Below are 18,597 nucleotides of genomic sequence, written 5' to 3' on the forward strand. Positions count from 1 at the left end.
GGGGTGACCCTTGAGATCGCCCTCAAATTCCTCCGGCTACCATTAAAGTCTTACACCTTGACGAACTGTGTTTCACCGATCACAGTAGCCCAATCACCGTTACTGCCTGAATACTGTGAAGCCATCCAGATATGATCGGAACTGAACCCATCATAAGAGGTCGACTCATAATCTCCCCAACGCGAATCACCGGTTGGAGCCAGGCCTTTCTGGAGGAACTTGCCGGCATCATGGAAGCGCCCCAATGGGAAGGTAGATCGCCGGCCCGTATAAGCAGTACTGGGATTCAATGAGCTGCTCATCGTATCGTAGATCATGATCAGATTGCCGTTTTGATCGGGCATCATCGCGCCGAAGGAGGCATCCTGGTCGCCCTGGAACCCGAAGTAGCCGCTCTGATAGAGGACGGCTCCTTTCAGAATCCCGTTGGCAATTTGAGGTGTCACCTGTCCCCAGAAAATCGCCGGAACGATCTGGCTCTTGTTAGCTACTGCTGTATCGATGGACCACGAGATAGTCCCGTTGGCAAAGACCGGAGTGGCGGTGATGCGCGTATCAATGGTCTCGATACATTGCGAGCAACCCGGCTCGTCAGCATTGGGAGGGGAAATGTAGGTTGTCGTTGAGACTTCTGTGCCCGCCAATTTTGTATCTGGCATGCCAGGATGTCTCATCGCCCATACCACGATCCCGCTGCAGGCAGACGAGAAGCAGTCATTCCCATTAGGATCCCCGTTTATGTTAAACGTGTTCACAAACAGCCCATCGGGAGGCCCGGCATAGGAGGGCGTTTCGCTCTGAACCGGCTGTACCGTATCTACGAGAACGCCGCCGACGCTCAACTGCGAGAAGCCGTAAGCAGTCACTTTCTTGCCGGCTTCCATGGCCTGCTTATTCGCGCCAAAGATCTCATCGTACTCATAGGCAGAACCTGGCTGGTTGAACATGTTGCCGCCGAAGTAGAAAGCCTTGGCGTCGAAGCCAACCTGGGTGTAGTCGGCAGCGTTCGTTGTGCCCAGCGACATGTCGAAAGCATACACGTTCCACATGCCGTTGGGATCGCCCGTCTGGCTCACCGCAATCCAGTAAAGTGTCTGGAAAGGGCAATTGGGTGCGATGCCAAAGGCTCCTTCAATCTGTAGCGTTGCCGCCCAGAATCGCCCATCATTGGGATCATAGAGCGCGCGTGGGTCACTCAAGAAAGGCCCTTTAGGATCACAATTATGCGGAGGGTTAGAAACGTTAAAGAACACCTGGGAGTTCTTGGGCCATCCCGCCTGAACGTGGCCGGAAGTATCGTAGACGGCGAAGGAAGTGTTTACTCCCTGGAAGACCCATTGCGTAGAGGCAGCGATTGCCATATCGGGCGGCTGGCAGCCGCCAAAATAAGGACAGATACTCGGCGAGTTAGCCATCCCCTGAAAACTGGTGATCGTAGGTGGCGTGTTGGGGTCGCTGCTGCTCGAATCTGTAGGCGCGTTGCCATAGGTCAGGGTAGGAGCATTTTTCGTGTGCGCTGCTGCCGCCTTGCGCTGCGCATAAACCGCCGGACTGACGCCCGTCAAAAATGGTAATGCTGTATGGTGACTTGCCGATCCGGGTGATTCTGCCGGCGCCTTATGCATATTGACGGTATGCATGGCCACTACTTTTGATGTAGCGGGTTTGGCAGAAATAGATGGACTTGCATGGGCCTCATTCGAGTTTTGTCCTCGAGCAAAGGCTATTCCCGCGCTCATCGTGCTGATAAGGAGTGCCGCGAGCACGAGAAACGAGGAAAAGACGACGCGCTGTTTTTGTGGCATGGCCATTGATCTCCTCAAAAGAAATCTCATGTTGAACCTGGTACATGGACAACATCAATGGAGAAATAGTCAACTAATCACTCCTCTTCATGGAAGCAATCGTACTTAGGCGCTGTGCAGTTTAGAGATCCCGGTGGGCGGCTCTCCACCTGAATCAATAGAAACATTCGGTCATGTGAGAAGATGACTAGAATCAAATTCCCCCTGCTAGTTTAATAACAGGAATTAAGATAAAAGTCAAGAGTAGAATCATGCAAATTATTAAATTGTTGAGCTATATGGAAAAACATATTAATCGTAGTAGTCGATAATAAATCATTGCCAGCTTGATTTTATCTGTACAATAAGTGAAAAAGTTCGAATTATACCAAAAATGCTGTAACTTTTTCCCCCACCTGCTACGTACAACGGATAGCAGATTCTTCACTGCGCTCAGAATGACATGCCCCGCACACGCTCCGGGGCATGTCATTCTGAGCGCAGTGAAGAATCCCCATGGAAGATTTCTGGCACATCCCGGCTCCAGTTCAGAAATTTTCCAACAGCGTTTTCATGTCTCGAAGGAAGGACTTCTCTAGATAGTCGCGAATCACTATGTCTAAATCAACCATCCCTATTGAAGAGCAATCTACAGATCGATTGGTAGCGATGCGGCCTCATTTTCTAGCGTCTGCGACGCATGTGCGCCTGTTACCGCGTGTCATTCTTGTCATGATGCTTAGCGGCCTGCTACTGCTTGATGCCATTCTTCCTCTAAAAGGTCTCTCTTTTGAAAGTGCGCTTTTATCACACTTGAGTAGCTGGGTACTTCTGCCTACACACCTGCTCTTTCCGCACCTGCCCACGAGCGGCCCGCTAACCGCAGGACCGTTGCCGCATCCGTTAGGGATCTCGCTGAGCTGGTGGGAAGCTACATTATTGCCGGGTATAATTCTCTTAATGTTTCTGCTCTACGCGTTGGCGCTGTATACTCTTCCCAGGATCATACATCTTCGCTACCTGATATACTCGACATTACTGCTGGGAATCGTGTGTTTGTTTTTCCCCGTCGTAACCTCATCCGATGCATTCTCTTACATTGCTTATGCGCATATGGAGGTCATTTATCATCTCAATCCACTCATTACGGCTCCCAGTGTTCTTCATGGAGATCTTATCCTCAAATATGTGTATTGGAAAGATCAGCCTTCGGCCTATGGGCCAACGTGGGTCGTCATAACAGGCTTTTTACAATGGCTGCTTGGCCTAACCGGCTCTGATGGCATCTTGCGCATGTTATTTACGTTGCGCGTGTTGGGACTAAGCGCGCATATAGGTTCCACGCTGCTGATATGGTCAATCAGCGGCCAGTTACAGCGTATCACCGGGGACATTGCGCCGGAAAAACGCATGCGGGTCGTTCTGGCTTTTGCCTGGAATCCGTTGTTGCTCTTCGAAGCCTGTGTCAACGCGCATAATGACGCTGTTCTCCTGTTCCTGATCCTGCTTACATTCTGGTTTCTCCTGCACGGCCCTCAGTTATCGTTGAAGTGGCTGCTTCCGGCAGCAGTAGTCTTAGCTTTAGCTACCTGTCTCAAAATCAACATACTGATCTTTGTTCCCGGCCTGCTGCTTTTCCTATGGATGCAGCGTCCGCGCAAAGTCTTCCGCCTGCTTTTCATCTCCGCGGTCTATTGCGGAGTGATTGTCCTTCTTTACATGCCATTCTGGCAACATGGAGCAGTGCTGCACGTTCTGAGCGTCAACCCGTCTACCTCGCGTGTCATCAACTCTCCCTATGATTTTCTGAGCCAGCTTTATAACGCGCTCATGCATGTTCCGATTCACCTGAACGCCGCCGGTGAAGCCGTTGCTACACCGGTTGAACGCCTGATGCACATGTTGAGCGTCCTCATCTTTGTGCCTGTTTATGCTATCCTTTGCCGGCGCGCGACGGGTCGCGCATGGCGTATCAATACTATCCCCGGCCTCATTCGTTGGATGGCGCTGGTATGGCTGCTGTACTGTGCCATAGGCTCACCCTGGTTCTGGCCGTGGTACCTGGTGACATTTTTTGGACTGTATGCTCTGGTCGCATCATGTACGCGTGAGAAGTATTGGGGTGGCTTAAACATTCCATTGGCCGTGGGGCTGCTCGCTTTTAGCTCGCTCAGTTTGTATAGTTTTTACGCGTGGGCGCCTGCTCATGTTTCCATCCCTGACCTGTCCGGTTTTTTCTGGGTAGACCTGCGTGGCCTCTGGATATGGCTCATCCCTTTCCTCGCCTTGCTCTGGCCGTCGCTGCGTACACTGGCAAAGCTCCCTCAACTGTGCAGGGGATTCTTTACGCAGAGAGTAAGGGCATCAACTTTTTCAAGATAGGACATGCTACTTGCAGTACTTTCTCCTGGCTTCTATAATGAAGCGAACAAAAGGCTTACCTGAGTGGGACCCGTCTCTTTGCTTCAGACATCAGTGGCTGCGACTTCAGCGATGCCGACCCTGGCCGCGCCCGCCTCGATTTCACGGGAGCCAGCCTGAGTGGCGCCGATTTCTCCTGGATTGTTCTGATTGGAGCCATTGTCGAGCCTGAGCAATTGAGCCAGGCTAAATCAGGCAACCATAGTATACGATAATCATCCCCCCAAATATATCATCATTGCCATCGCATCCAATCGCATCACATTTTCCTGCGACCCCTGGACTTTGATCGCGCCTTGCATGTAGTTGGAGGCCGGGTTTGCTTCCCCCCAGAAGATATTGGTCAAATCCTCGCTGCTGCCCCGCACGATCAGGTCCGCCTGCTCGTGCGGGGCATCATAGACGCTGACCTGCCCGTCTTTAATGATCATGGTGAGGGCTGCATCGATATCGGTTGCCTCAAAATAGATCACACAATTCCAGTTGCGCAGCGCCTTCAGCACGCGCTCGCTTTTGCCGGCCTCGGCGACGTAATCATCCAGGGCTTCGCGCATCTCTTCTCGTGTTGCCATCGCTATTCCTCCTGATCCTTTTTTATTGCTTGCCCAATGCGGCAAGCACTTCGGCGGCGGCCCGCTGACCCGATTGTATCGCGCCGTCCATGTAGCCATTCCAGGCCGTTGCCGTCTCCGTCCCGGCCCAGTGCAGCCGCCCGATAGGCAATCGCAGGGCCTGCCCGTATAACGACCAGACCCCGGTTGGCATATACCCGGCATAGCAGCCCCGCGTATACTCTTCCTCAGCCCAGTTCTGCTCGACATACTCATATGGTTGGCCCGCCTTCTCGCCGAAGTAGCGTACAAGGCATTCCAACACCGCATTCCGGCGCTCCTCCAGGCTCTTTTGTCCCCAGATGCGGCCCTCATCGCCCTCAATAAAGCCCAAAAGCACGCCAGGGGTGCCACTTTCCGGCGAGTTATCAAAGGTAATACGGATGATGCCGCTATCGCTGGTAACCTGCCCGGTCAGTCCCTCATCGCGCCAGAAAGGAGTCTCATAGAGGCAATGTACCTTGATCACCGTTCCCATGGGCATGCGCTGCGTCAGTTGATCGCGTAGAGCCGGAAGCGGCGGACTGTAGCGCAGGCGACCGGCCAGGGTTGGCGGAATAGCCACGATTGCGTGCTGTGCCTCTACCGTCATGAGATGGCTTTCGACGCACACTCCATCATCACTATGGTAAATAGCAGATACAGGCGTTTCCAATACGAGGCGCGGGCCGAAAGCTTCCGCGACCCGATTGGCTATCAACTGCGCCCCGCCCGAAAAGCGGCTTTCCTGGGCTCCTCTTGCCACGCTTACCAGCGCATTGAGGCTGCCGCCCGAATGAACATAGAAGAGGAAGTGCAGCAGGGAGAGGTCACGCGGTTCTGCCGAGAAAACGGCCTGTATTGCCAGCCTTAGCAGGCTGCGTGCTCCCTCGGACGCAATATTGGCCTCCATCCAGGTAGCAACCGTTTGTGCGTCTAATGAAGCGGCATCCGGCGCCATCCAGGGCGCATCCAATGGCACTTCAGCCGCCATCAGGTTGAGATCGAGCATCTTTTCGACGGTTTCCATTGTGACAAGGGGATCAGTGGTGGGAATGACTCCCGAATAGATGGTGCGCTGTCCGTTGCGATATTCGATGTTTTCGCCGGAATCATATGTGCGGAATGTAGATACGCCGACCTCTGCGGCCAGGGCTGCGAGACGGTCCTGGTTTGGCCCGATCCACTGCGCGCCCAGGTCCAGCATAGTGCCATCGCTGGCAGGTCGGCTATAAACCCGGCCTCCCACGCGATCGCGCGCTTCGAGTATCACGACATCGATACCGGCTGCAACGAGTGTACGCGCAGCTGAGAGGCCTGCCAGACCCGCTCCGATCACTACGACATCAGTACGATACGTGCCATCATGACGAGGTTGCAATGGGGAGATACTCATAGCTAGCCTTTCTCTTTACGATTTTTACGAAATTATATGATTACGGGGGCCGATTCATCGGCCTCTGTGCATCGCTAGATTATTTTGTCAAACTCCATCACCGGTGCCGGAGAGAAGTATAATGAGATTTGATCAGGTCGTCAAGCAAAATACTAGCCTCGCCCCTTGCTCATCCGTTAAAATGAGTAGACAATCGTTGTTTGCTAGCCTGGGTGGGTTCGGAAAATGGAAAGGACAGCAACCGGCTTGCCCATAGCACTATATAAGGAGTATTTCATGCCTGCCGAGATCAAAGTAGCACCCCCCGGAATTACCATCAGCCAGGGTCGCATCTTCATGGTGACCGATCAGCGTGGCGAGATCGATCCAGAGACCGACGCTGGCGTTTATGCCATTGATACGCGCTTCATATGCGGGTATCACCTCTATATTAACCGGCAACCATGGGTGCTGGTGAACTCTGGTCAGCAGGCTTTCTACGCCTCACGCGTCTACCTGACGAATCCGAAGCTCAGTTTCGAAGATGGCGATATCGAGGCGAATACCATCGGTTTAACGATTGATCGCACGGTTGAAGAGGGCATCCATGAAGATTTTTATATCGTGAATTACGCGGGCAAGCGGCTGCGCCTCTTCTTCCAGATGGAACTGCTCGCGGACTTTGCGGATATTTTTGAGGTCAAGTCAAAACGTATCATAGAACGCGGCAGAATCCGCACGCACTGGAATCAGCACAATTACCGGTTGTCTACTTCCTACGATCATGAGGATTTCCATCGCGCCGTGATCTATTCAATCCCCACGCCCAGCGTGCCGATTGAGTATGCCAACGGGCGCATCATCTTCGAAATTGAACTGGAACCCAACCAGGAATGGCATACATGCGGCGACATTATCCTTGAACATGGTCAGCACGTGCGTACACCAGCCCACGCTCACCGCCGGCACAATGCCCCGCTTTCGGTAGATAATCCCGAGCCGGCGACAGAAATGCTGAGCTTTCTCGACCAGCGCCAGATGCACTGGTTAACGACCAGTCCAGGACTGGAAACGCCCAATGATCATGTGTACCGCATGTATCGCCAGGCGGTCGAAGACATGGGCGCCTTGCGCATCTATGACCTGGATGTTTCTCAGGAGGAATGGGTACCGGCGGCAGGCGTGCCCTGGTTTGTCACGCTTTTCGGGCGCGATAGTTTGATCGTTTCGCTGCAAACCATGAGTGTCTCAACGGGCTTTGCGCGGGGTGCGCTCGAGCGGCTGTCGGAGTACCAGGCCAGCGACCGCGATGATTATCGCGATGCGCAGCCGGGCAAGATACTACATGAAATCCGCTTTGGCGAACTGGCGCACTTCCATCGTATTCCTCATACACCCTACTATGGCACTGCCGATGCAACCATCCTCTACCTGATCGCGCTTTCGGAAACCTATCGCTGGACGGGCGATGTCCAACTACTCAAGCAGTTTCGCAAAGTGGCCGAGGGCTGCCTGGACTGGATCGACCGCTACGGCGATTTAGACGGAGACGGCTTCCAGGAATACAAAACCTATTCGCCGCTTGGTTACGAAAATGTTGGTTGGAAGGATGCCTGGGACTCAGTTGTCTATGCTGATGGCACGCAGGTGAAGCAGCCAAAGGGATTGTGCGAACTACAAGGCTACGTCTATGATGCCAAAGTGCGCATGGCCGAAATCTTCGACGTACTCGGCGATCACGAGCAGGCCCAGGCGCTGCTTACCCAGGCCGCAACCCTGAAGCAAAAATTTAATGAGGTATTCTGGATGGAGGATCAAGGCTGTTACGCCTATGGACTCGATCCAGAGAAGAAACTGATTACCTCTATCGCTTCCAACGTGGGTCACTGCCTGTGGAGCGGCATCGCCGACCAGGACAAGGGGGAACGCACGGCGCGGCGGCTTCTGCAAGAAGATATGTGGAGCGGCTGGGGCATTCGCACGATCTCCAGCAGGAATCCCGCCTACAATCCCTTTTCTTACCATCTCGGCTCGGTCTGGCCGCACGATAACAGCATCATCGCCGCCGGCTTTAAACGTTACGGGCTGGCGGACGAGGCAAACTTTGTCATTCGCGGCATCTTCGACGCGGCGCGGCGTTTCGAGTCCTATCGCCTGCCGGAAATTTTCGCGGGCATCCGGCGTAAAGGTGCTGAGGATTTTCCCGCGCTCTATCCCCCAGGCGCGAATATCCCACAGGCATGGGCATCGGGCAGCATTTTCGAGATGTTGCGCACCATCCTGGGCCTGCGTGCCGATGCGCCACACAAGCGACTCTATGTCAAACCGACGCTGCCGCCATGGCTCTCCGAACTGCAATTGCAGCGCCTGGTCGTTGGTCCCTGTACCTTCACCCTGCACTTCTGGCGCGAGGGAGAACGCTCGCGCTGGGAGGTAGTGAATATGCTGCTCAATCCCGGCGTTCCCCAGGAGGAGACGATTCAGGTCGTGGATGAGCCATAGGCAGTAGTTCCCTTACTCGATCATCCCAAACAAATTATTCAACGACTCCGCCAGCGTTGGATGGGCGAAGATGGCCTCGCGCAGGGTGGTGTAGGGAACTTTGCCCAGCATGGCGATTTCTAGCATGGCCATGATCTCGCCGCCCTCGATGCCGAGGATGGCGCAGCCGAGAATCTGGTTGTTGTCAGCGTCTACGATGGCCTTCATGAAGCCACGGGATTCGTCTACTTCCAGGGCGCGGGCTACGTAGTCCATAGGCATCTTTGCTACTTTGATGTTGCGACCGGACGCTCTGGCCTCGGTCTCGCTCAGGCCGACACGCCCAAGCTGGGGATCGATGAAGACGGTGTAGGGTACCAGGCGGTCGCGAATGCTGGCGTTACCGTGTTCAAGCAGGTTGGTGCGGATGATGCGGAAATCGTCGTAGGAGATGTGCGTGAAGGCCGGTCCGCCTTTGATATCGCCCAGGGCGTAGATGCCGGGGACGCTGGTCTCCAGGCGGTCGTTTGTCAGGATGTAGCCGCGTTTATCAACCTGAATGCCGGTGGCGGGCAGGTTGAGCCAGTCGGTGTTGGGGACGCGCCCGGCGGCCATGAGCAGGTGAGAGCCGTTGAGGACGCGCTCGCCTTCGGGTCCCTGCACGGTCAATGCAATGTGCCCATCAGAGGTTTTTTCTACGCTCACCGGCTTCGTTTGCAGCAGGATTCCCAGGCCGTCCTCGCGCAGGATGTTCGCGACTGCCTCGGCCACGTCGGGGTCCTCGCGCGTGAGCAGGTTCGCGCCACGCTGCACGATAGTTACCGCGCTGCCGAAGCGGCGGAACATTTGCCCAAATTCCAGTCCGACGTAGCCGCCGCCGATGATGAGCAGGTGTTCGGGGACCGTGTCAAGCTCCATAATCGTCGTCGAATTGAGTGTTGGCACGTTTTCCACGCCCTTGATGTCCGGCTCTGCCGGCCTATCACCGGCATTGATGAAGATGGTACCGGCGCTCAATTGCCGCACTTCTCCGCTGTTCAGGCGCACTTCCAACTCTTTGGGGCCGGTAAAATGTGCCTCACCCATTAAGAGGTCATCGCCTGCGGTGCTTTCGATACGGCGCTCGCTGCCGGAACGGAAGCTATTAACGATGTCACGCTTGCGCTGGCGTACTTTAGCCATGTCGATGGTAATGGGGCCGGTATGGACGCCATAATCGGCGCCTCTACGCGCTAAATATGCTACTCGAGCGCTGGCGACCATGGTTTTGGTGGGCGTGCATCCCTCGTTGATACAGGTGCCGCCTACGTGGGTACGCTCGATGATGGCCGTTTTCCACCCGGCTTTTGCCAGCGCAGTGGAAAGCGGGCCGCCTGCCTGTCCCGCGCCGATGATGATTGCGTCGTATGTTGATATTGCCATGTGCTGTTTCTCCTTTTGTTTTGTGCGCATGTATGTGCGTATTATATCTTGTTCTGGGATGGGCTACTATGTATACGTTGCTGGCGATTCTCCAGAAGTTGGCGAGGGATTCTTCGCTGCGCTCAGAATGACATGCTCGCACCATGTCATTCTGAGCGCAGCGAAGAATCCCTCACCACAGTATGAGTAATCATCAGATACGCTGCCCCGGTTAAGGTTGTGTTTTGTGCTGGTACCATAGTCCTACGCCTGAACTAAGAGCGTTGACCGAGAAAAATCGAGCGAGTAAAGTTCTATTAAGTGTTATGGACATTCGACATGCTCCTTATCGTCTGTGGACGGATAGGCGCGGGTCATATTATTTCGATGCAACCTGATGGATTGGGGACTTTGTATGTCGTCTTTTGAAGATCGTCAAAGTAGCGTTACCAACGAATTGCCGTTTCTGGGGCAGGTAAGCCAGGACCCTCCCGTGGAGCAGTTGCCTTTTCCCAATAGTAGCCCGTTTACTGTGAGAAAGACACGGCTCCTGGATTTCACGCCTCCTCCCACAACGACAGGCCCGTTGGGGGCCTCTACGTCTTCTCCTGGCGTGACAGGAGTATTACCGGAAGTCCAGACGGGTGCATTGCCCACTCCATTTCCTCGCAGCACCACCACGTCGTTACGCCAGCCGGTTGTCATTCGCGGCGATACCAAAAAAAGCAAACCTGCTCACCCGCCAAAGGCCCGCCGCTGGGTAATCAGCGCCGCCGTCTCATTTCTCATGCTGATGATTACGCTGGGAACAGCCATGGCCGTATCCCCTGCCGGTAATGAAGGCGCCCGCGGCTTTAACCCGATCCAGATTGTAGGCAATATGTTTGGGGGCAACAGCAGCAATCCAAGCCTGGTAGCGCAGCAAGCAGCAACTGCCACAGCCATTACAAAGCAGGGCGGTAGTTATAATCCCCCACAAGGTGGCGGCCAGTATTTTGGTGGTGGAGGGTCTGGTGGTCCCAACCGCTTTGGCTTTGGTGAGTGTACATATTGGGCCAATATGCGCTATCACGCGCTAACCGGTTACTGGGTGCCATGGTCGGGCGATGCCTGGGCGTGGGCCAATGGCGCCAGGGCGTATGGTTGGGTTGTTTCGTCGACGCCCAAAGTTCCCTCGATCATCGTATTGCAGCCAGGCGTGCAGGGCGCGGGCTATCTCGGGCACGTGGCCGTCGTGGAGAAGATTAACCCGGATGGCAGCGTCTACACCAGTAATTATAACTGGTACAATGGCGGTGGTTGGGATATTTTGTCGTACTATACCTTCTATCCTGGACCCGGCGTCAGCTTTGTGTGGCACTCGTGACGCTACGTTGGTAGCGCGCTCTGCCGTACTAATGGCAGAGCGCTTTGTATTTCGCACTGGTTTCTGGGTGCTTCAGGCAATACACAGCCATTTTTCATATATATTCATTGATTTATATATTAGATTAATTCCTGTGCTTGTTAGTTAGTGTTAGAATCAAGATAGAATAGTTATATAGGATAAGTTCTCATTGCAGGGTTACTATGAATCTACCTGACCGTTGTAAAGGATGAAGCTATATTTGAGAGGGCTATAGCTGTAATCCTGGTTATATGGGCAGAAGGAAAGAGATTACGGGTTGCTTCGGGGGAAGCTCCTGATTGGCTCTGGATGGAACTCAACAAATACATAGCAGGGCTTTCGATCTTCGCATGGGTTTTTGGAATAATCTATTTTTTGGCGTCATAATAGGGTGATATTTCTGGGCAGGGGAGAATAATATGGGCATTTTGCATGCATACAGTCCTTCACGTATTACGTCGGCACTTAAATCCTCTACAGTGCCTTCTACCTCTGGACTCCCAGCTAACCCTACCTATTACAAAATTGATAATGTGCGAAAAGCAGAAAACGCTACTTTATTTTTCACACGTGATCCTGAAAACAATCACGTAGTGATGAAAATACTGAACAACTACAAAGATATTCGCTATAGCCTTGAGACTGCCGAGAAACGCCAACGTTGTCAACTTGATGCCTTACGGTGGAACAAAAAATTCACGAAAGATGTCTATCTTGGATTGGCTCAAGTCGCAGACCCTAAAGAAAGAAAACTCATTTGTGCTGGAGAAATTCTCGAGGATCCAACTCTAGAAGAGCTTGAGCCAGGTGCTGAATACGCTTTACTGATGAAGGAGTTGCCAAGAGGGAGACGCCTGGATACTCTACTGAGGCGAGACAATATATTATCTAGTAAATATTATGCATCGGTTCTTGCCCGCTATATGGCAGCCATACACCGCATTGATGATAAAGATGAGAAAGTAGTGCCTGGTGCTGGTGGAAGAGGAAAGTGGGGGAGTGTCGAACAACTGAGGGAAAAGCTACAACATAACTTTGCTTTCGTTGATTCGCCACCAACGGATGATAAGGCCATTTTGCAGAGCGTCGCCTTTAAAGCTCTTCGAGATTTTAACGGTGTTCTCAAGGCCAGATTGCTGCCAGTCTTCGCAGAAGACAAGTATCAAAAATATTTTGATGGCCGGGTGAATGAGGGGCGTATCCGACGTTGTCATGGAGATCTGAAAGCGCGTAATATCTGGATTATGCCTTATGAGGCACAGCGCAATGAGCAGCCCTGGGAGAGGGTGAAAGCCTTAGATGCTGTAGATTTTAATCCGATGTACAGCACGATAGATATTCTTAGCGATTTTGCCATGCTCGTCGTTGATGTCGATGTGCGTTCCAACGCAGAAGTGGCGAACAGCATGCTTGAGGATTACCTGCACCTGACGAATCAGAAAAGCGTGCTGGCACGCTTTGTCTTGAACTATTACATCGTGGAAAAAGCCTTTATCGGCGCCATCGTGAATATCCTCTATGACGAGAAGCCAGACTTAGGGTTGGCTTATTTGAGGGTGGCAGAAAGACGTCTCGAAGATGTGAAATTGGGCAAGTAGTTACCGTCCCTATAGTAAATCGCCTTCGTTATGTGTCTCTCACTCCAACGTGAACCAATCTGGATGATTGAGGGTATAGATTCCCCCATAGTGATTTTCAATGATTTCTTCGCCTGCGCATTCTTTTAACTTCTTTCGCAGGTGAAAGAGACGCTGGGTAAACGTTGTATGTCCAATAGGCTTGCCCCAGACATTCGTGATAAGTTGCTCTTCTGTGCAGTGTTGAGCATGTTCAAGCAGGGTTTTCATTAAGCGAAACTCCGTTTCGGTGAGCGGGAGATGTTTCTCGCTCTCATGAGATTGCCTGATAATAAGTCCGCTCCCACGCGCCGGTAATGAGGGTTGAACAGGAGCTGAAGTTGAGGTCAGGGCCCGTTCTTTGACCTTTTGCAGCAGATAATTGCTTAAGATAGCGCCCGGAAAGTGGACGGGTTGGAACAGACCGGAGCGAACAACTCCCTCGTTATAAAGTATATAGCGGAGTTGTTGACTATGTTGATGCCACTCATCAAGACTCATTGTTTCATCAGCCTGCTTCTGGGCTGCCCTATGGATAAAGTCATAAAAGTCGCGTCGTGTTTCCGGGGTGCTTTTGTCTAATGCCTCCTGCAGCCTTTGCCAGAAGTGAGCAAGAAAGATGCTCAACCGCTCCCGGGTGTATTCGTTAATTGTGTCCTGATCCCTGCTTTTCAACTCTGTCCATTTGCCATATTGGGAGGCATATTGTTGTTTGTAACGAAATGTACGCAAGCAATACTGGTGAAGGAGATACGGATGCGTCCCGGCCTGTTCAAGTATCCATTGTTGCTCCGCATCTGTGAAAATGCAGCTTTCACCTGCCGCGCGAAACGTTTTTGCCCAGTTCGTTCCAAAAGACTCCGGATGTTGTGCGACCAGCTTTTGCGCATCTTCCCAGGTAAAAATTTGTAAGGTGGTGGTGGCAAAACGGGCCAGGTCCGCTGATACTTGTTTGAATTGATCTTCCAGACTTGGACGTGGAAGGCTCTGGGTTGAGAGAAGCACGCCAAAATTGTTGAATTCATCGATCAGGTCAACGAGCATGCGCAGCGCCCCGCACTGATCAAGTAGGGTCAGCCCGCGGTTCTGGTGCGCTCGCACACCCTCTCCAGATAGTTCCAGATCGTGTTTGCCCACATATTCGAGGGTATCGATTACGAGGAAGAAACGTGCGAAAGGGGTCTCCTGGCGTTTGTCGCGTAAAAACTGATTGATACCCCGCAAAAGCTCGGAAAACTTTTTGCCATCCGCTTCACATGGAGCATTGACCGCTAGTAGTCCAATGGCACACTGCCTGGCAAAAGCCAGAAGCAGGTCATCTTTGCGCTCGATCTCTTCGAGAGGTGACAGTTCAACAGGGATGAAATGGAAATCGTCAAACTTCCATTGGTCACGCAGGTCTGCCAATTCATCGCGCCAGGACCATTCACTTTGAGGTGGACGCGCTAAATAGCGCAGCAGGGTGGATTTGCCGATTTGCGATGCTCCCGTCATGAGAATGGCGCTCTGCACGCCTGTTACAATATCTATGATATCACTCCTTCGGCCAGAAACATGCCCGGTAATGATTTCAGAGGTATCGGTGGTTTTCTCAGTGGGAGATTCCAGCAGGCTTTGTGTTGCAAGCCTGCTGAAAGGATTGGGTAGCGCTGACCAGTACAACATACAAGTACTCCTCAATAGATGGTTTTATAGGTGATTGGCAAAGAGCCAGCGATTGCGTGTGAGCCAGCTGCGCACCAGGTCAATTTTGAATGAGTAATATGGGTTAACCTGCGGTCCATTTTCGTCGAGAATAAGCCCGATACGCAGGCGATCAAGGTGCCTGCGCACTGAAGAGAGCGGCAATTGCAGACCTTCCGCAATTCGTCTCAACTGCACTTTCGCCTGTTTCGTATGCTCTGTTAGATCAACGATCTTTTCTAGCAGCAGGAATTCTTCCCGGTTTTGCAGTTCCCTGGCCAGAAAATCGAAGTTCTGGCTTGAACCTACCTCGATCAGTTGATCGACAATCACGCGCAGGTCTGCATCCGTCACCTCTTGCTGGTGAATTTCTCGATTCAAGTAATGGATCAACTGCTGGCCAATCAGGGTCATGTAATAGGGATTACCTCCGGTCAGTTTGAGTGCCAGGGTAAGTGTGCTGGCATGAATCTCTATCGCTTGATCGCGTAGGGGATCGACCAGCAGTTGTTGCGCGCTCTCGTTGTCGAGAAATGAAATCGGCAATTGCTGCGTAAAGCTAAACACATTGACGAATTTTTTCGAGGTTAAAAGCCTATGCGAACTCATCGGTAAGACAATCACCAGGCTGAGTTGTGGGAACTCGGCTATCAATTCTTTCCAGTAGGTAAAGAAGCGGTACTCGGGAATGTCCTTCTGATAAGATTCGAGAACGCCACCGAATTCATCTAATACCAGCACCAGGCGAGCATCGGGTGCCCGTGAGAAGCAGTTTTCCAGCAGATGGCGGAAGCGTATTTCGGGATCAGTATCATGATAGTCTTGCCAGTCGGGTCCCGGCTGCCATAACTGTTTGCTAAATTCTTCGCTTATTTTTCCTGCTAATTGTTGCAGGATTGTTTCTTCTGTTTGCCCGGTGGCGTTTTGTAACGAAAAGAGTACGCCCCAGGAGGGTGGTTGTATGTAGAGATCAAGAAAGTTCCGGCAAATAGATGATTTGCCGGACCTTAAAGGCCCATAGAGGATAAGCGCCTTGCCATTTTTGCTATCGCATAGCTCGCGCCGCATCGTTTCCGTTTCGTGAGTGCGGCCGAAAAACATTGTGGCGGTGGCAGGTCGGGAAATGTCAAAAGGATTGTGTAGGATGATACTGCGTTGTTCTTGAATCGGGATGGCTGGGGCTGGCTCCGGCCAGGAACTTTTCGCTGCTGCCTGGTCTGATGTCGAAACCTGTTGTTTGTATTGTTTCTGCAACCGATCATATACTTGAATCGGGGTTTCAGCGAGATCGATTTCGACGAGCAAAACCTGGTCGATTTTGCGAAGCCTCTGCCAGAGATCTACTACTTCTTTGTTGTTATGCGTTTCTATGGTGAAGCGAACCGTTGCTTGATTGGATTGGTCAATTTCCCCTTGCGCATGAATAGAGATCAAATCGCATTGATATTTACGTATTTGCCTGGCGATGTCGAGAATCAGTCCTCTACGGTCCTGGGCGAGGAGAAAGAACGCAACCTGGAATGCTGGTGGTTGAAGTTCCCAGATCATAGGTATAAGCATCGAAGCAGTATGACCTGTGCGATCGATCAAATAGGGGCAACTATCTCTATGCACAACGAGTTTACCGCTGTGTTTGTGCAGGCGGCCCATAATTTTCATATCACGAGGGTACGTTGGCTGGCAGAAATTACACAGGTGTTGATGAGAAAGCTTCTTATTCGCGATTGCCTGTCTATCAGGAGCGGGAATCCAGTGATGCCTTCCTGTAAGGTGAACAGTGTTGTGTTCCATGATCTGCTGCATGATTTCGGAGGCGGCCCATTTCGGGGTAAAGCGCTGTTCTGCTTGATCGTCGAGTTGTTCCAGGTATGCCTGCGGCGTCCCAAGATTATTCTGTTCTACCAGCAGGTTTAATTCTTCGTGCAAGATTTCTTGCGAGAGGAAAAAATGATGCCGGGCTAACTCCTGGTAAAGCAAACTATATCCCCTATCTCTACGATCAGAAGACCGGCGGTTCAGTGTCTCAGTAATTTTCCTTTGCGTTTCCGCTGTTGTGGTAAAGTGCGCCCAGTAGTCCCGTACCTGAATCTCTTCCGATGTCCTTATCTCAACGATATCAGCGGCATTCAGCCTCTGATAGAGGACCGTTTTGCGGTTATTTACGATGGCATCGACCGCGTGTTCGCCGATGGCGTTATCGAGTTCATAGGCAAAATCGAGCGCCGTCGCTCCTTTTTTCAGCCCGATTGGCCTGTTATTCTTGTCATAGACAATCAGGGGAGCATCGCTATTCTGTATCTGCACAGAGGTGAGATTTTGCTTGATAGCAGAAAAAATTTTGCCTTCCGCGCTGTTCCATAGCTCCTCAGGTAAGAGCTGGATGTCCTCATCCTGGTGTGTTTTCCGTATGTACATCTGATAGCAACGAGGGAAAAGGCACCCGTACCAGGCGACCGCGTGCATAATGGGCGTTGAGATTTGTATCTGGCAGATGGGAGGCTGCTGATCTGCTGCTAGCAGGTTTTCATACGTATCCGGAAGTTTAAGGATGAGTCCGAACGCGAGATGACTAAGACCATTCAGCTTAGGCGTGGCGATCAAATCGGTAACACGATCCTGAATTTGACCGAGCTGGCTTAAAACTCCGAGGATGGCATAACATTCTTGAATAGTAGGCGCAAGAATCTCGAAAGTAGCCAGGTCAAAACCGGTGAGCTGTCTTTTTAGCGATGTAATGGTGGTATGGGCATCCTGGTAGCGGCGCCTCATTCCCCGTATGTTACATATCGAGTAGAAGGTGTGGATAGTCCGCCGCGTGGTTTGCAGGTAAAAATCCGCGAAAAGCTCGCATACATTACGCAGTTTTGCTTCGTCTTCTGCCACAATACGCGCTAACTCTTGCGCATCCTCTACAAATTTCTGTGAATCATACAGCTGTTCGTTCAAGTCCTCGATCTGGTGTTTGAAGTGCCACATACCAAGAATCGTCGAAATATTGAGCAATGTCTCCCCAATACGCTCGATGCGTGGCTGCATTAAACTTGTCAATGGATGTTCATTACTGAGTTCCTGGTGCGCCTTCAAGGCGTGGTAATAAATAGCAACCGCTATGAGCAATGCTCCCAGGTCACGGTAAGGAGGCTTGAGCAGGACGAGCAGGTTGTCATCTTCGATATTGCTGGCGTAGAAGTTCGCTTCATCTATCAGGCTAAGGATGTCGTCTGTATCATCCAGGTTGCTGGAGCGGATTTGTTCTTTGTCATATTCCCAGAGATAACCGGCCATGACAACAGGCCAGGGTAAACCCCAGCAGCGCAGCGTATCACCCACTGCTTGCGAATCGTAGCGTACATTCAGGACGTAGCGATGCAGCGAGCCCTTGCCCTGAGCCGCCAACTTATTTGCTAACTCTACCCACTTTTCAGGTAGGACAGTTGGCTCCGGTTTCCAGACTGTAAGGTCAGAGTGTGAATGTAATAGAACCATAATTATTCTCTCCCTATCCGTAAAGGAATGATAACTCTTTTTTACTAATCACACTACCCAATCTCCAGCATATCCCTAGCATAGCAGGTTTGTCAAGGCCAAAATGTAATTTCCTAACGTTCTATAATAGTTATAAGAAGTAATAATATGTATATTTTCGATATGTTTTTGACCTGAAATATAGGCTATTTATACCGGCTTTAATCGGGTTTTAAGGCATTTTCCTTGCTCATATCAGGACAGGGACAAACCGCAGCCCCTACAGTAGCTTATTTTGCATAACTCAGCACTTATGTTTCTAATTTTTACATATTGTAATTATCGTAAGAATATCGTATATAATAATTACGTAAATATTCAGAGCGGCAAGCCA

The 18,597-nt window shown here is 51.7% G+C and carries 10 protein-coding genes; 4 read left to right on the top strand and 6 right to left on the bottom strand.

The window, feature by feature from the left end; all coding sequences use genetic code 11:
- Window positions 1–50: 50 nt before the first annotated feature.
- Entirely contained in the window at window positions 51–1,805 is a 1,755-nt protein-coding gene (locus VFA09_02230) for a hypothetical protein (GenBank protein HZU66070.1), read from the bottom strand.
- Window positions 1,806–2,399: 594 nt separating this feature from the next.
- Here VFA09_02230 and VFA09_02235 point away from each other — a divergent pair.
- Entirely contained in the window at window positions 2,400–4,166 is a 1,767-nt protein-coding gene (locus tag VFA09_02235; protein ID HZU66071.1) for a hypothetical protein, read from the top strand.
- Window positions 4,167–4,420: 254 nt separating this feature from the next.
- Here the strand turns inward: VFA09_02235 and VFA09_02240 are convergent, their stop codons facing one another.
- Together VFA09_02240 and VFA09_02245 are read right to left on the bottom strand one after the other, a co-directional pair.
- Window positions 4,421–4,777: an SCP2 sterol-binding domain-containing protein gene (locus VFA09_02240; GenBank protein ID HZU66072.1), complete on the bottom strand. Its 357-nt coding sequence runs from the start codon at window positions 4,775–4,777 to the stop codon at window positions 4,421–4,423.
- A 22-nt stretch (window positions 4,778–4,799) separates the two neighbouring features.
- Window positions 4,800–6,191 carry a flavin monoamine oxidase family protein gene (locus VFA09_02245; GenBank protein ID HZU66073.1) on the bottom strand — a complete coding sequence of 464 codons (1,392 nt, stop codon included), beginning with the start codon at window positions 6,189–6,191 and terminating at the stop codon, window positions 4,800–4,802.
- Window positions 6,192–6,467: 276 nt separating this feature from the next.
- Here VFA09_02245 and VFA09_02250 point away from each other — a divergent pair, with 276 nt between their 5' ends.
- The gene (locus VFA09_02250; GenBank protein ID HZU66074.1) at window positions 6,468–8,672 is read left to right on the top strand and encodes a glycogen debranching N-terminal domain-containing protein; all 2,205 of its coding nucleotides are present in this window, start codon (window positions 6,468–6,470) and stop codon (window positions 8,670–8,672) included.
- A 12-nt stretch (window positions 8,673–8,684) separates the two neighbouring features.
- Here VFA09_02250 and VFA09_02255 read toward each other — a convergent pair whose 3' ends face one another.
- A complete protein-coding gene (locus VFA09_02255) occupies window positions 8,685–10,073 on the bottom strand; it encodes a mercuric reductase (GenBank protein HZU66075.1) in 1,389 nt (462 codons plus the stop codon).
- Between the two features lie 394 nt (window positions 10,074–10,467).
- Here VFA09_02255 and VFA09_02260 point away from each other — a divergent pair, with 394 nt between their 5' ends.
- Both VFA09_02260 and VFA09_02265 read left to right on the top strand, forming a co-directional pair.
- Window positions 10,468–11,418 carry a CHAP domain-containing protein gene (locus VFA09_02260; protein ID HZU66076.1) on the top strand — a complete coding sequence of 317 codons (951 nt, stop codon included), beginning with the start codon at window positions 10,468–10,470 and terminating at the stop codon, window positions 11,416–11,418.
- A 440-nt stretch (window positions 11,419–11,858) separates the two neighbouring features.
- A complete protein-coding gene (locus VFA09_02265; protein ID HZU66077.1) occupies window positions 11,859–13,037 on the top strand; it encodes a hypothetical protein in 1,179 nt (392 codons plus the stop codon).
- Window positions 13,038–13,076: 39 nt separating this feature from the next.
- Here VFA09_02265 and VFA09_02270 read toward each other — a convergent pair whose 3' ends face one another.
- The gene (locus VFA09_02270; GenBank protein ID HZU66078.1) at window positions 13,077–14,720 is read right to left on the bottom strand and encodes a winged helix-turn-helix domain-containing protein; all 1,644 of its coding nucleotides are present in this window, start codon (window positions 14,718–14,720) and stop codon (window positions 13,077–13,079) included.
- A gap of 24 nt (window positions 14,721–14,744) precedes the next feature.
- Window positions 14,745–18,224 (bottom strand): ACT domain-containing protein, encoded by a 3,480-nt coding sequence (locus VFA09_02275; GenBank protein ID HZU66079.1) that lies wholly within the window; start codon window positions 18,222–18,224, stop codon window positions 14,745–14,747.
- Window positions 18,225–18,597: the final 373 nt, after the last annotated feature.

It is taken from the genome of Ktedonobacteraceae bacterium, from assembly GCA_035653615.1.
Classification (GTDB): domain Bacteria; phylum Chloroflexota; class Ktedonobacteria; order Ktedonobacterales; family Ktedonobacteraceae; genus DASRBN01.